The organism is Micromonospora sp. DT227 (assembly GCF_049841835.1).
In the GTDB taxonomy this organism is placed as follows: Bacteria; Actinomycetota; Actinomycetes; order Mycobacteriales; family Micromonosporaceae; genus Micromonospora.
This window is the reverse complement of record NZ_JBNCLA010000002.1, coordinates 86,430-98,828: the sequence shown is the minus strand read 5'-3', so window position 1 is coordinate 98,828 and position 12,399 is coordinate 86,430. Positions and strand designations below refer to the sequence as shown.

Sequence of the window (12,399 nt, the reverse complement as noted above, 5' to 3'; positions counted from 1 at the left end):
GTCAGCACCTACGGGCACAGCGGAGGTTACGGGGAGGGCTGATGAACGTGGGGATGGCAAGGAACCGGGCAACCGGCGCGAGCGAGGGGACCGTGGCAATCGTGGACAAGAAGATCGGCATGCGTACCGACGAGGTCGCCGAGGAGCGGGACCTGGTCGGCGTCTACCTGCACGAGATCTCCCGGACGCCGCTGCTGGACGCCGCCCGGGAGGTGGATCTCTCCAAGGCGATCGAGGGGGGCCTCTACGCCGAGCACCTGCTCGACACCGACCGGATCCCCGACGGGGCCACCCGGGAGGAGCTGGAGCGCGTGGTCGCCGACGGTGAGCGGGCGAAGGACCTGTTCATCCGCGCGAACCTGCGGCTGGTCGTCTCCATCGCCCGGCGCTACGTGCGCTCCGGCATGCCCATGCTGGACCTGATCCAGGAGGGCAACACCGGCCTGGTCCGGGCGGTCGAGAAGTTCGACTACGAGCGGGGCTTCAAGTTCTCCACCTACGCGACCTGGTGGATCCGGCAGGCCATCAGCCGGGCGATCGCCCAGCAGGAGCGGACCGTACGGCTGCCCGTGCACCTGGTCGAGGACGTCAACCGGATGCGCAACGTGGCCCGGCAGCTCACCCGCGAGCTGGGCGCCGACCCGGAGCCGGAGCAGATCGCGGCCTCGCTCGGCGTCACCGTCGAGCGGGTCAACGAACTGGTCCGCTGGTCGCAGGACACCGTCTCGCTGGACACCCCGGTGGGCGACGACGGCGACACCAACCTCGGTGACCTGGTCGCCGACAGCGACGCCCCGTCGCCGGAGGAGATCGTGCTCACCGGCCTGGAGCGGCAGCGGATCGAGGGGCTGCTCAACCACCTCGACGACCGGTCCGCCGGCATCATGCGGGCCCGCTACGGCCTGGAGGACGGGCGGGAGCACTCGCTGACCGAGGTCGCCTCCCGGTTCTCGCTCTCCCGGGAGCGGATCCGCCAGCTCGAGATCCAGGCCCTCGGCCGGCTCCGCGAGCTGGCCCGCGCCGAAGGGCTGCAGGCGGCCTGACCTGGTAGTAATGAACGACGAAACGGCCGGCGTCCGACAGGGGGACGTCGGCCGTTTCGCTGCCGTGGATCAGACCCGGCCGTAACCGGCGATCGACATGATGTTCATGCCGCGCTTGCTGACGTTGCGGCCCGCGCTGGGCGCGTCGATGATCTGACCGCCCCCGACGTAGAGGGCGACGTGCCCGAGCCCGGAGTAGAACACCAGGTCACCCGGTTGCAGCGCGCTGCGGCTGATCCTGGTCGTGGCGCTCCACTGGGCCGCCGCGTTGTGCGGCAGCGACTTCCCGGCGGCCCGCCAGGCGGCCAGCGTCAGGCCCGAGCAGTCGTAGCTGCCGGGGCCCTCGGCGCCCCACCCGTACGGCTTGCCGACCGCGCCGTACGCGTACCGCACCGCCACCCCGGCCTTGCCGGAGACGGCCGGCGGCTTACCCGCCGAACTCGCCTTGGCCGGCGCCTCGGTGGCCCGCCCGTACGCCTGGCGGCGCATCTCGTAGAGGCGGGACAGGTCCCCCTCGATCCGCTTCTTACCGGCGGCGAGCTGCTTGGCCTGCGCCGCTTCCCGGGCCAGCGTGACGTCCAGCTTGGTCTTCTGGTCGATCAGCCGGCGCTGGTCGGCGGTGAAGCCGGTGATGGTGCGCTGCCGCTGGCGGGTGAGCAGGTCGAGCGTGCCCAGCCGCTCCGGCAGCGCGGCCGTGCCGCCCGGCTCCAGCAGCGCCGCCGCGGCGCGCATGCCACCGGTCTTGTACGCCGTGGCGGCCAGCATGCCCACGTCGGCGCGGCTCTGCTCGGCCCGCTCCTGCAACGGGCCGATCTTCGCCTCCAACGTGGCCGCGGTGGCCTTGTTGGCCTTGATGTCCTCGTTGAGCTTGTTGTAGGACTCGACGATTCGCTCCAGCTCAGTCGAGGACTTCTCGATCTGCTTCGTCAGCTCGGCGGGGGTGGGCTCGGCCCGAGCCACCGACGCCGGGGCGAGCAGCGCGGCCGACAGGCCGGCCACCGCCAGCGAGCGGAGCAGCATCCGTAAGGACGACAAGAGCGTAAAGCTCCTCTCCACGGTCGGCGGGTCGCGTCTGAACGACCCGTCGACGCCGGACCGGCGCCATCCGGGCGGACGGCGGTCGACCGGACCGACCTGGACAACCTAACCCGTGATCGGAGTGAACGGGAGTTCAAGCAGGGGCGAAAGTTGGCAAAGTGTCGGAAAGTGACAATGATGACGTTCACGATCGGTGACCGTTTCCGGCATGGCGAATGCGCCACACAATGGGATCCGGATCCGGGATTCCCACCCCGGAATCCATCCCCTCGGGAGGCCACCGTGCAGACCGACCGCTCCGCCACCCACCCGCCCCGCGGCACCGCGCCCGGCCTGCTCTACGCCCGGCCCGGCATCGTCGTCACCGCCGAACGCTTCACCGTCGGCCGCACCAGTTGGCCGGTCGCCGAGATCACCCAGCTCCGGACCGCCCGCGGCCCGCACGACCGGCTCGCCGTCCGGGCGGTCGCCGGCACCGCCGCGCTCATCGCGTCGGCCGGGCTGCTGCTCGGCTTCACCGGCGGCCTGCAACGGCTCACCGCCGGGGCGTACCTCACGCTCGGCGCGGTCGGGCTGCTGCCGCTGCTGCTCGTGCTGGTCGGCGACCGCTGGCGGCCCCCCGCGTACGAACTGTGGGGCCGGCTCCGGGGCACCGAGGAACTGTTGTTCACCAGCGACGACGAACGGCAGTTCGGTCAGGTCGCCGACGCGCTGCGCCAGGCCCGGGAGCGGGCCCGCCACGACGGCCGGACCGAACCGCCGGGCACCGGCCCGTGGCGCCCGACGCGCTGAACCCGGTCAGCCGGCGACCGGCTCCGGGGTGCGCGCCCGGTGCTCGGCGGCCACCCAGTGACTCACCCGCCGCTCCGCGTAGAACGAGACGAACGGCACGGTGCCGGCCAGCATCACCAGCAGCATCCGCTTCAGCGGCCAGTCGGCCCGGCGGGACAGGTCGAACGTCAGCGCCAGATAGAGCATGTAGAGCCAGCCGTGCGCGACACCCACCACGGCCACCACGCTCGGGTTGTCGAAGCCGTACTTCAGCGGCATGCCGATCAGGACCAGCACCACCAGCGCCACGCCCACGATCCAGGCGATCACGCGGTACCGGGTAAGGGCTCCGCCCACCGTCGTCCGTCCTTCCGCACCGGCCTCAGCCGGGATAGTCGCCGGGCCGGGCGCCCGGATTGGCGTTCAACCAGGAAAGGTAGCGGTTGTACGCGGCCAGCTCGCCGTCGTCCGCGCCCTCGGTCGGTGTCGACGGCACCCGGGCGACGCGCACCGGCCGGCGTACCGCCGGGGTCGGCGCGACCGGCTCGTCGCCGGCGGTCGCCGGCGGCGCGTCCTCCGCCGACGGACCGGGCGCGGCCCGCAGCGCCTGCCGCACCTCGCGCCACCAGACGAAGACCACGAAGCCGGCGAAGACCGGCCACTCGATCGCGTACCCGAAGCTCAGCGCGTTGCCCCCGGCGGCGCGGGTGACCTGCCACCAGCCCAGCCCGAGGAAACCCACCACCAGCACGACCATGGCCACGTGGCGGGCGATCCACGCCGGTGTCCGGAGCCGCTGCATGCCATCGAGGGTACCGGGGCCGGCGGCCGTCTCCGACGCGGCGTCGTAGGTGGCGTGGGTTTGGTGGCACAGCGGTTGGGCATCCGTCTAGTCGCCAGCCCGAACGAGACGAGGGGGCGACGATGACCGAATCGGTACGCCGGGACACCAGCCCGGAGCAGCGCGTCACCGAGTGGGACGGGGACCACGCCCGCGCCGGGGCCACCGACGGCGACCTGCCCGGCGTGGATCCCGCCGAGCTGAGCGACGAGGACCTGATCCGGGAGGTGCGGAGCCTGCACCGGACCCGGCTGGACACGCTGCGGCACGCCACCGACTCCGCGCTCGCCAACCACCTGCGCCGCACCGCCGAGCTGGAGACCGAATACCTGGCCCGGCACCCCGGCCGGGAGATCGACCCGCACCGGCTGCGGGACTCCTGATGGCCAGCCACGCCGAGCGCGGCATGTCCGCGCCGCCCGAGGTGGTGTTCAACACCGCCACCGACCCGGACCGGTCCGCCGCCTGGCTGCCCGAGGAGCTGCGCGGCTCCGGCGCCTGCCGGGTGGAGGTGCTCGACGCCGACGACATGCGGGCGCGGTGGAGCAGCGCCGACTGGTCCGCGGAGATCGACGTGGAACCGGCCGACGCCGGCGGCGCCCGCGTCCGGCTGGACCTGGCCGGCCCGGACCACGGCCTGGCCGACGAGATCCTGGCCAACCTCGACCGCGAGGTCGGCGACAACCTGACCGCCGGCTGAGCCCGGCCGTCATGACGACGAGGGAGACCGGGTTGACCGGGAGTGGCCTGAAGCAGAAGGTGGCGCGTCTGCGCCAGGCGTACGCGCCGCACGAGCACCGGCCGCTGGAGGGCTACCTGAAGGCGATGGGCACCTACGCCGGCGTGACCGGCGCGCTGGTCGGGCTGGTCCGGGTCACCGGCCGGCCGGTGCCGGAGCGGCCCTCGCCCGGTGACGTGGTGCTGCTCTCGATCGCCACGCACAAGCTGAGCCGGCTGCTGTCCAAGGACGCCATCACCAGTCCGCTGCGGGCGCCGTTCACCCGTTACGACCACCCGATCGGCAGCGGCGAGGTGATGGAGCAGGTCCGGGACGAGGGCAGCCCCACCCGGCACGCGCTCGGCGAGTTGGTGAGCTGCCCGTTCTGCCTGGCGGTGTGGGTGGCCACCGGGCTCACCGGCGGCCTGGTGCTGGCCCCCCGGCTGACCCGGCTGGTGGCCACCGCGCTGACCGCGGTCGCCGCGTCCGACTTCCTCCAGATGGGGTACGCGGTGGCCCAGCGGGCCGCCGAGGGCGGACACCACGAGGAGTGACCACGACGACGAGGGGGCCGGCGCGTACGCGCCGGCCCCCTCGTCGTGCCGCCCGATCAGGTAGGGGTGGTGCCGTGGTCCTCGCCGGCCCAGCCGCGCGACGTCTCCGGCTCCCGCTCGTCCTCCCCGGTGACGATGTCCCGGTCCACCGCGGTGCGGTCGTGCTCGTTGGCGAAGTCCGGCTCCGGCAGCGTGTCCACGCCCTCCGGGGGCTGGCCGAGCGCCGCCAGGTGCTCGTGCTCGGGTTCGCGGTCGGTCATGTCGGGTCCTCTCGTCGGCGGGGGCTCAGGCGACCGTGCCGCCCAGCAGGTCCGCCACCTCGTCCACCGCGTACTCGCCCTGGGGGAGCGCGGCGATCCGGGTGAGCAGCTCCGCCGGCAGCTCGGCGGCCACCGCGCGGCGGTAGATGTCGGTCTGACTGATCCGCTCCTGGCCGTGGTAGAGATCGTCGAGCAGGTCGTCGAGCGGCCTGGTGTCCGGCTGCTCGGTCACGGGCGCGTCATCGGTCACGCCGACCACCTACCCGGCCCCGAACCGGTCAAACGCCGCCCAACGGAGCTCAGGCGGGGGTGGGCAGCGCGGCGCGGCGGGCGCGGACCGCCTGGGCCAGGTGGTCGAGCACCTCGTCGGTGGTGTCCCAGCCGATGCAGGCGTCGGTGATCGACCGGCCGTACTCCAGCTCCCGGGTCGGGTCCAGGTCCTGCCGGCCTTCGTGCAGGAAGCTCTCCAACATGATCCCCACGATGCCGCGCTGCCCGGCGGCGAGCTGCCCGGCCACGTCCGCGGCGACCAGCGGCTGGTTGCGGTGGTCCTTGCCGCTGTTCGCGTGACTGGCGTCGATCACCACGCGTTCGGGCAGCCCGGCGGCGCGCAGCAGGTCCAGCGCCCCGGCCACCGACTCCGCGTCGTAGTTGGGCCGGCCACCGCCGCCGCGCAGCACCAGGTGCCCGTCGGCGTTGCCCCGGGTGTGCATGATCGCCGGGATGCCGGAGACGTCGATGCCGGGGAAGACGTGCGGTACGCCGGCCGCCCGGATCGCGTCGACAGCCGTGCTGATGCTGCCGTCGGGGCGGTTCTTCATGCCGATCGGCATGGACAGGCCGGAGGCGAGCTGCCGGTGCACCTGGCTCTCCACGGTCCGGGCGCCGATCGCGCCCCAGGCCACCGTGTCGGCGATGTACTGCGGGGTGATCGGGTCGAGGAACTCGCAGCCCACCGGCAGGCCCAACCGCAGCACGTCGAGCAGGAGCGCCCGCGCGGTCCGCAGACCGGTGTTCACGTCGCCCGAGCCGTCCAGCGCCGGGTCGTTGATCAGGCCCTTCCAGCCCACGGTCGAGCGCGGCTTCTCGAAGTAGACCCGCATCACCACGAGCAGGTCGTCGGCGACCCGGTCGGCCGCCTCACGCAGCCGTCCGGCGTACTCCAGCGCGGCGGCCGGGTCGTGCACCGAGCACGGGCCGACCACCACCAGCAGCCGGTCGTCGGCGCGGTCCAGCACCCGGGCGACCGCGCGCCGGCCGGCTATCACGGCCTCGGCGAGCGGCGCGTCGAGCGGCAGGTGGTGGTGGAGCAGGGCCGGGGTGGTCAACGGCACGACGCGGTCGATCCGCTGGTCGATGACCCGGCGGGCGTCCGGAGACGTGGTCACGGTGGGAATCCTTCCGCCGACCGCGCCCCGGGGCCGGCGCCCAGGGTGTCGAGCCGGCTGCTCGCATGCGAAAGGGCAGGGAATCATCCCTGCCCGGCCGGCTCGAAGAGGAGGTGACGTCAGCTCACGGTCGAGTCACCGGCTCCTCCAGCCGGCTGCCTAAACCATCGATACGACCGCGTCACGTCAGCCAGCGTACCCGACGCGCCCGGGAATGCCCGTGCCGTTCCGCCAAGCGGGACGCGGGGTATGGGGGAACCCATGAGCCACCATCAGAGCGACCAGGACCGGATCGAATCCCGCGCGCACCTGCTGCCCGAGGAGGCGGCGGCGGGCAGCGACGACGCGCAGGCCCAGGCCGACGCGATCCTCGCCGAGTCGGATCTCCGGGAGGAGGACCAGAACGCCGCCCCGGACACGGTGCTGGAGCACCGCACGTCCGCCGAGACCGTCACCCCCGTCGAGCCTCCCGACTGAGCGGCGCGCCCCGGCCGCGGCGGGACCCCCGGTAACCGGCGTCCCGCAACCGGGCCAGCGGGCCGGCCAGCCGCAGCCCGGCCGGCACGGCGTCCTCCGGGTCGCCGTGCCGGCCACCCAGGCGCACCTCACCGAACGGCTGCCCGGAACGACATGATCGAGGTGTACGTCCCGGTGAAGCGCCGCCGCGACGCGGGCGCGGCTCCCCTTTCCGCCCACCGGATCGGATAGCGTCGTGCCATGCCCGACAGCGGTTTCCCCTGGCCGATCGAGACGACCCGACTGGACAACGGCCTGCGTGTGGTGGTGAGCGAGGACCGCACCGCCCCGGCCGTGGCGGTCAACCTCTGGTACGACGTGGGGTCCCGCCACGAACCGGCGGGCCAGACCGGCTTCGCCCACCTCTTCGAGCACCTGATGTTCGAGGGCTCGGTGAACGTGGCGAAGACCGAGCACATGAAGCTGATCCAGGGCGCCGGCGGCTCACTCAACGCGACCACCAACCCGGACCGGACCAACTACTTCGAGACCGTTCCGGCCGAACACCTGGAGCTGGCGCTCTGGCTGGAGGCCGACCGGATGGGCGGCCTGGTGCCGGCGCTCACCCAGGAGACGCTCGACAACCAGCGCGACGTGGTGAAGAACGAACGGCGGCAGCGCTACGAGAACGTCCCCTACGGCGACGCCTGGCTGCGGCTGCTGCCGCTGCTCTACCCGCCCGGCCATCCCTACCACCACGCCACGATCGGGTCGATGGCCGACCTGAACGCCGCCGACCTGGCCACCTTCCAGGCGTTCCACACCACCTACTACGCGCCGAACAACGCGGTGCTCACCGTGGTCGGCGACGCCCCCGCCGCGGAGGTGTTCGCGCTGGCCGACAAGTACTTCGGCGGCCTCGCGCCGCGGCCGGACATCCCGGCCGCCCCGGACGGCCGCACCGTGCCGGCCACCGGCCGTCCGGCGGTGGAGACGGTCACCGCCGACGTGCCCGCCCCCCGCGTCTACCTCGCGCACCGCACCCACCCGTTCGGCGCCACCGGGTACGACGTGACCACGGTCCTCGCCACCGTGCTGGGCAGCGGCCGGGGCAGCCGGCTCTACCAGCGGCTCGCCGACGGGGAACGGATCGCCCAGCCGGACCTGATCGGGGCGTACGGGGTCGACCTGGCGCACGCGCCGGCCCCGCTGATCGCCACCGCCACCGCCCGCCCCGGCGTGACCGCCGAGCGGCTGCGCGACGGGCTGGCCGAGGTGGTCGACGAGCTGGCCACCGTGCCGGTGACCGCCGCCGAGCTGGACCGGGCCAAGGCGCTGCTGAGCACCTCGTGGTGGCGGCAGATGTCCACCGTGGACGGCCGCGCCGACACGCTCGGCCGCTACGCCACCCAGTTCGGCGACCCGGCCCGCGCCGCCGACCGGCTGCCCGGCTGGCTCGCCGTCACCGCCGAGCAGATCGCCGAGCAGGCCGCCGAGCTGCTCGGCGCCGCCGACCGGGTGATCCTGACCTACCTGCCCGAGGAGACCTCATGACGCTGATCGCCACCCGTCCCGGCTCGGGCGCCGCCCGCGCCTACCGGTTCCCCCAGGTGGTCCGGCGGACGGTGGCCGGTGGTCAGGTGGTCGCCGCGCACCTGCCCGGGCAGAACCTCGCCGTCGCGTTGCTGCTGCTCGACGGCGGCGCCGGCCGGGAGCCGGTCGGCAAGGAGGGCCTCGGCGCGGTGCTGGCCAAGGCGCTGGAGGAGGGCACCGCGCACCGGGACGCCACCGCGTACGCGCTGGCCATCGAGGCGCTCGGCACCGAGCTGGTGGCCGGGCTCGACTGGGACTCGTTCCAGGTCAGCGTGCAGGTCCCGGTGGAGCGGCTGAGCGCCGCGGTGGAGCTGATGGCCGAGGCGGTCCGCACGCCGCGGCTCGATCCGGCCGACGTGCTGCGGGTCCGCGACGACGAGGCGACCGCGCTGCGGATGGACTGGGCCAACCCGGGCCCGCGCGCCGACGCGGTGCTGCGCGCCGACCTGTTCGGCGTGGCACACCGGTGGGGCCGCCCGCTCTACGGCGACCCGGGCAGCGTGGCCGCGCTGGAGGCGGACGACGTCACGGTCTTCCACTCGGAGTGGTTCATCCGCCCCGGCACGCTCATCGTCGCCGGCGACCTGGAACGGATCGACCTGGACGCGCTCGGCGCGGCGGCGTTCGTCGGCACCGGTGGCGGCCCGGTCGACCGGGGCGGCCCGATCGACGTGCCGCTCGCCGACCGGCGGCGGGTCATCCTGGTCGACCGGCCCGGCTCGGTGCAGTCCACGCTGCGGCTGGGTCACCCGTCCCCGCACCGCGGCCACCCCGACCACGTGCCGATGACGCTCGCCGGCACCGTGCTCGGCGGCGCGTTCACCTCCCGCCTCAACCACCTGATCCGTGAGGTGCGCGGCTACACGTACGGGATCCGGGGCGACTTCGCCTCGTCGCGGCGGTTCGGCCGGTTCGCGGTCAGCTCCGGCGTGCAGACCGCGGTGACCGCGCCGGCGCTCGTCGAGTCCGTGGGGGAGGTCTCGCGTACCCGGGAGGCCGGGGTGACCGAGGAGGAGCTGGAGGTGGCCCGTTCCTGGCGGGCCGGGCAGCTCTCGGTCGAGTTGCAGAGCCCGCGGGCGATCGCGTCGGCGCTCACCACGCTGGTGGTGCACGACCTGCCGGACGACTACCACGCCACGCTGCGCGAGGCGCTGCTCGCGGCCACCGTCGAGGAGGTCTCCGCGGCCGCCGCGACGCACCTGCACCCGGAGGCGCTGACGCTGGTGGTCGAGGGCGACGCGGCGGTGATCCGGGACGAACTGGTGGCCGCCGACCTCGGCGAGGTGGTCGACCACGCGTGACCGGTGGGGGCGGCGGGGTGTGTGATTCCCGTCGCCCCGGCCCGCGCGCTGGGAAACGCTTCCCGCCCGCCCGCCCCGGCTGGGTAGCCTCGCGGGCATGAGGATCGGCATTGTGGGTGCCACCGGCCAGGTCGGTGGCGTGATGCGGCAGGTGCTGGCGGAACGCGAGTTCCCGGCGGAGCAGGTGCGGTTGTTCGCCTCGGCGCGGTCGGCCGGGCGCGCGCTGCCGTGGCGCGACGGTGAGGTCACGGTCGAGGACGCGGCCACCGCGGACTACCGCGGCCTGGACATCGTGCTCTTCTCGGCCGGCAAGAGCACCTCGAAGGAGTTGGCGCCCCGGGTCGCCGAGGCCGGCGCCGTGGTGATCGACAACTCGTCGGCGTACCGGATGGATCCGGCGGTGCCGCTGGTGGTCGCCGAGGTCAACCCGCACGCCCTCGCCGACCGGCCCAAGGGCATCGTGGCCAACCCGAACTGCACCACGATGGCCGCCATGCCGGTGCTGCGCCCGCTGCACGCCGAGGCCGGGCTGGTCAGCCTGGTCGTCGCCACCTACCAGGCGGTCTCCGGCGCCGGCCTGGCCGGTGTGGCCGAGCTGGACGACCAGGTCCGCAAGGTGGCCGAGGGCGCGAGCGCGCTCGCCTTCGACGGCACCGCCGTCGAGTTCCCCGTGCCGCGCATGTTCGCCGCGCCGATCGCGTTCAACGTGCTGCCGCTGGCCGGCTCGATCGTCGACGACGGCTCCGACGAGACCGACGAGGAGCAGAAGCTGCGCAACGAGAGCCGCAAGATCCTGGAGATCCCCGGGCTGAAGGTCTCCGGCACCTGCGTACGGGTGCCCGTGTTCACCGGTCACTCGTTGCAGATCAACGCCCGGTTCGCCCGGCCGATCGACCCGGCCCGCGCCCGCGAGCTGCTCGACGGCGCGCCCGGGGTGGCGCTGTGTGACGTGCCCACCCCGCTGGCGGCGGCCGGCCAGGACCCGACGTTCGTCGGGCGGATCCGGGTGGACGAGACGGTCGACCACGGGCTGGCGCTGTTCTGCTCGAACGACAACCTGCGCAAGGGCGCGGCGCTCAACGCCGTACAGCTCGCCGAGCTGGTCGCCGCCGAGCGCTGACCCCGCCCGGGACCGCACCGCGGGAGGCGTCCGTGCCGGCACGGACGCCTCCGCAGCGGGTATGCGGGGCCGGATGCCGGCGACCCGCGCCGGCGGGCGGAGGCACCGATGGCGGCCGGACGCGACACCGGGGACGTCGAGGAGGTCGAGGCCGGGCTGCGCTCGGACACGGCCCGGGTGATCGGATTCAGCGACGCGGTCTTCGCCATCGTCATCACGCTGCTGGTGCTCGACCTGGGCGTGCCCGAGGTGACGCCGGGCAGGATGCCGCACGCGCTGCTCGAACAGTGGCCGGTCTACCTCGCCTTCGGCACGTCCTTCCTCTACGTGGCGGTCAACTGGCTGAACCACAAGGGCACGTTCCTCCGGGTCCGGTGCGCCGACCGTGGGCTGGACTGGGCCAACCTCGGGGTGCTGTTCGGCGTGACCCTGCTGCCGTTCGTGACCGCGCTGGTCTCCCGCGCGGTGGAGAAGGGCGACGTGTCCGACGAACGGGTCGCGATCGGCGCCTACGCGCTGCTCGGCGTCCTCCTCTCGGCCACCTGGTTGTGGTTGTACCACTACCTGCACCGGCGCCCGGAGCTGCGCCAGGCCGGTGTGCCACGCCGGTTCTTCGCCGCCGAGCGGCTCCGCGCGCTGTTCGGCGTGGCCGCGTACGCGATCGCCGGCCTGGTGGGGTGGTGGGTGAGCGTGCCGGTGGCGCTTGTGGTGTTCCTGCTGCTGCCGCTCTTCTACGGGCTGTCCAGCAACGGCTCCTACGAGATCCGCCGGCGGATCCGGCGCCGGGGGTGAACCGCCCGAGTTACCCCGCCTGCGGCGGCGGGTAGACCGCGGTGCCGACACCGAGAGGGGAGCACCATGACAACGGTCGGAGAGTTCATGACGACCCGGTTGGTGACGATGGACGGCAACGACACGCTCACCGCGGCGGCGCAGGAGATGCGCGACAGCGCCATCGGCGACGTGGTGGTGACCGACGGCGACAACGTGGTCGGCATCGTCACGGACCGGGACATCACGGTCCGGGGCGTGGCCGAGGACCGTAACCCCGCCACCACCCGGCTCAACGAGATCACCAGCAAGGACGTGGTGACGGTGAGCCAGTACGACGACGCGGTGGCCGCCGCCGACCTGATGCGCACGTACGCGGTCCGCCGGCTCCCGGTCATCGAGGACGGGAAGCTGGTCGGCCTGGTCTCGATGGGTGACCTGGCGGTGGAGCGGGAACCCCAGTCGGTGCTCGCGGACATCAGCGCCGACGACCCCAACAACTGACCTGTCACGCGGTGACGCCGCCCCCGGTTCGGGGGCGGCGT

The 12,399-nt window shown here is 73.5% G+C and carries 17 protein-coding genes; 11 read left to right on the top strand and 6 right to left on the bottom strand.

Annotated features, from left to right (window positions below):
- Positions 1–53: 53 nt before the first annotated feature.
- The gene (locus ACLQ2W_RS09455) at positions 54–1,043 is read left to right on the top strand and encodes a sigma-70 family RNA polymerase sigma factor (protein ID WP_425786467.1); all 990 of its coding nucleotides are present in this window, start codon (positions 54–56) and stop codon (positions 1,041–1,043) included.
- 69 nt (positions 1,044–1,112) lie between these two features.
- On the opposite strand, the gene ACLQ2W_RS09450 is transcribed toward ACLQ2W_RS09455, so the two are convergent.
- The gene (locus ACLQ2W_RS09450) at positions 1,113–2,078 is read right to left on the bottom strand and encodes an NlpC/P60 family protein (RefSeq protein ID WP_425786111.1); all 966 of its coding nucleotides are present in this window, start codon (positions 2,076–2,078) and stop codon (positions 1,113–1,115) included.
- Positions 2,079–2,363: 285 nt separating this feature from the next.
- On the opposite strand from ACLQ2W_RS09450, the gene ACLQ2W_RS09445 reads away from it, so the two are divergent.
- Positions 2,364–2,873, top strand: a complete 510-nt coding sequence (locus ACLQ2W_RS09445; protein ID WP_425786110.1) for a DUF6232 family protein — start codon at positions 2,364–2,366, stop codon at positions 2,871–2,873.
- Between the two features lie 6 nt (positions 2,874–2,879).
- On the opposite strand, the gene ACLQ2W_RS09440 is transcribed toward ACLQ2W_RS09445, so the two are convergent.
- Together ACLQ2W_RS09440 and ACLQ2W_RS09435 are read right to left on the bottom strand one after the other, a co-directional pair.
- Complete coding sequence (locus tag ACLQ2W_RS09440; RefSeq protein ID WP_425786109.1) at positions 2,880–3,209, bottom strand: DUF3817 domain-containing protein; 330 nt, start codon at positions 3,207–3,209, stop codon at positions 2,880–2,882.
- A 25-nt stretch (positions 3,210–3,234) separates the two neighbouring features.
- On the bottom strand, positions 3,235–3,654 hold the full coding sequence (locus ACLQ2W_RS09435) for a hypothetical protein (protein WP_357303331.1): 420 nt from the start codon (positions 3,652–3,654) through the stop codon (positions 3,235–3,237).
- 122 nt (positions 3,655–3,776) lie between these two features.
- Here ACLQ2W_RS09435 and ACLQ2W_RS09430 point away from each other — a divergent pair, with 122 nt between their 5' ends.
- Genes ACLQ2W_RS09430 through ACLQ2W_RS09420 form a run of 3 tightly spaced genes read left to right on the top strand, consistent with a single transcriptional unit; the run spans position 3,777 to position 4,965 of the window.
- A complete protein-coding gene (locus ACLQ2W_RS09430; RefSeq protein ID WP_425786108.1) occupies positions 3,777–4,076 on the top strand; it encodes a DUF6158 family protein in 300 nt (99 codons plus the stop codon).
- The gene (locus ACLQ2W_RS09425; RefSeq protein WP_281937457.1) at positions 4,076–4,393 is read left to right on the top strand and encodes an SRPBCC family protein; all 318 of its coding nucleotides are present in this window, start codon (positions 4,076–4,078) and stop codon (positions 4,391–4,393) included. The genes ACLQ2W_RS09430 and ACLQ2W_RS09425 overlap by 1 nt, the downstream gene beginning before the upstream one ends.
- An 11-nt stretch (positions 4,394–4,404) precedes the next feature.
- Positions 4,405–4,965 (top strand): DUF1360 domain-containing protein, encoded by a 561-nt coding sequence (locus ACLQ2W_RS09420; protein ID WP_405090925.1) that lies wholly within the window; start codon positions 4,405–4,407, stop codon positions 4,963–4,965.
- Positions 4,966–5,021: 56 nt separating this feature from the next.
- On the opposite strand, the gene ACLQ2W_RS09415 is transcribed toward ACLQ2W_RS09420, so the two are convergent.
- The 3 genes from ACLQ2W_RS09415 to ACLQ2W_RS09405 are packed head-to-tail and all read right to left on the bottom strand — an operon-like array spanning position 5,022 to position 6,622.
- Positions 5,022–5,225 carry a hypothetical protein gene (locus ACLQ2W_RS09415; protein WP_107157081.1) on the bottom strand — a complete coding sequence of 68 codons (204 nt, stop codon included), beginning with the start codon at positions 5,223–5,225 and terminating at the stop codon, positions 5,022–5,024.
- Positions 5,226–5,250: 25 nt separating this feature from the next.
- Positions 5,251–5,484 carry a hypothetical protein gene (locus ACLQ2W_RS09410; protein ID WP_374709203.1) on the bottom strand — a complete coding sequence of 78 codons (234 nt, stop codon included), beginning with the start codon at positions 5,482–5,484 and terminating at the stop codon, positions 5,251–5,253.
- Between the two features lie 40 nt (positions 5,485–5,524).
- Complete coding sequence (locus ACLQ2W_RS09405; protein ID WP_425786466.1) at positions 5,525–6,622, bottom strand: 3-deoxy-7-phosphoheptulonate synthase; 1,098 nt, start codon at positions 6,620–6,622, stop codon at positions 5,525–5,527.
- A 252-nt stretch (positions 6,623–6,874) separates the two neighbouring features.
- Between ACLQ2W_RS09405 and ACLQ2W_RS09400 the strand changes: the two genes are divergently transcribed.
- From ACLQ2W_RS09400 to ACLQ2W_RS09375, 6 genes are all read left to right on the top strand, one after another.
- Positions 6,875–7,090, top strand: coding sequence for a hypothetical protein (locus ACLQ2W_RS09400; protein WP_281937453.1), 216 nt, complete (start codon positions 6,875–6,877; stop codon positions 7,088–7,090).
- Between the two features lie 240 nt (positions 7,091–7,330).
- On the top strand, positions 7,331–8,623 hold the full coding sequence (locus ACLQ2W_RS09395) for a M16 family metallopeptidase (protein WP_425786107.1): 1,293 nt from the start codon (positions 7,331–7,333) through the stop codon (positions 8,621–8,623).
- Positions 8,620–9,963, top strand: coding sequence for a M16 family metallopeptidase (locus tag ACLQ2W_RS09390; protein WP_425786106.1), 1,344 nt, complete (start codon positions 8,620–8,622; stop codon positions 9,961–9,963). The genes ACLQ2W_RS09395 and ACLQ2W_RS09390 overlap by 4 nt, the downstream gene beginning before the upstream one ends.
- A gap of 97 nt (positions 9,964–10,060) precedes the next feature.
- Positions 10,061–11,083: an aspartate-semialdehyde dehydrogenase gene (locus ACLQ2W_RS09385; RefSeq protein WP_425786105.1), complete on the top strand. Its 1,023-nt coding sequence runs from the start codon at positions 10,061–10,063 to the stop codon at positions 11,081–11,083.
- A gap of 108 nt (positions 11,084–11,191) precedes the next feature.
- Entirely contained in the window at positions 11,192–11,875 is a 684-nt protein-coding gene (locus ACLQ2W_RS09380) for a TMEM175 family protein (RefSeq protein ID WP_425786104.1), read from the top strand.
- 66 nt (positions 11,876–11,941) lie between these two features.
- A complete protein-coding gene (locus tag ACLQ2W_RS09375; RefSeq protein ID WP_107157087.1) occupies positions 11,942–12,358 on the top strand; it encodes a CBS domain-containing protein in 417 nt (138 codons plus the stop codon).
- Positions 12,359–12,399: the final 41 nt, after the last annotated feature.

Excerpts from the sequence above, each read along its gene's own strand:
- ACLQ2W_RS09415 (WP_107157081.1), bottom strand. The coding sequence starts at position 5,225 with ATGACCGACCGCGAACCCGAGCACGAGCACCTGGCGGCGCTCGGCCAG.
- ACLQ2W_RS09385 (WP_425786105.1), top strand. The coding sequence starts at position 10,061 with ATGAGGATCGGCATTGTGGGTGCCACCGGCCAGGTCGGTGGCGTGATG.
- ACLQ2W_RS09455 (WP_425786467.1), top strand. The coding sequence starts at position 54 with ATGGCAAGGAACCGGGCAACCGGCGCGAGCGAGGGGACCGTGGCAATC.
- ACLQ2W_RS09420 (WP_405090925.1), top strand. The coding sequence starts at position 4,405 with ATGACGACGAGGGAGACCGGGTTGACCGGGAGTGGCCTGAAGCAGAAG.
- ACLQ2W_RS09380 (WP_425786104.1), top strand. The coding sequence starts at position 11,192 with ATGGCGGCCGGACGCGACACCGGGGACGTCGAGGAGGTCGAGGCCGGG.
- ACLQ2W_RS09390 (WP_425786106.1), top strand. The coding sequence starts at position 8,620 with ATGACGCTGATCGCCACCCGTCCCGGCTCGGGCGCCGCCCGCGCCTAC.
- ACLQ2W_RS09375 (WP_107157087.1), top strand. The coding sequence starts at position 11,942 with ATGACAACGGTCGGAGAGTTCATGACGACCCGGTTGGTGACGATGGAC.
- ACLQ2W_RS09425 (WP_281937457.1), top strand. The coding sequence starts at position 4,076 with ATGGCCAGCCACGCCGAGCGCGGCATGTCCGCGCCGCCCGAGGTGGTG.
- ACLQ2W_RS09435 (WP_357303331.1), bottom strand. The coding sequence starts at position 3,654 with ATGCAGCGGCTCCGGACACCGGCGTGGATCGCCCGCCACGTGGCCATG.
- ACLQ2W_RS09430 (WP_425786108.1), top strand. The coding sequence starts at position 3,777 with ATGACCGAATCGGTACGCCGGGACACCAGCCCGGAGCAGCGCGTCACC.
- ACLQ2W_RS09400 (WP_281937453.1), top strand. The coding sequence starts at position 6,875 with ATGAGCCACCATCAGAGCGACCAGGACCGGATCGAATCCCGCGCGCAC.
- ACLQ2W_RS09395 (WP_425786107.1), top strand. The coding sequence starts at position 7,331 with ATGCCCGACAGCGGTTTCCCCTGGCCGATCGAGACGACCCGACTGGAC.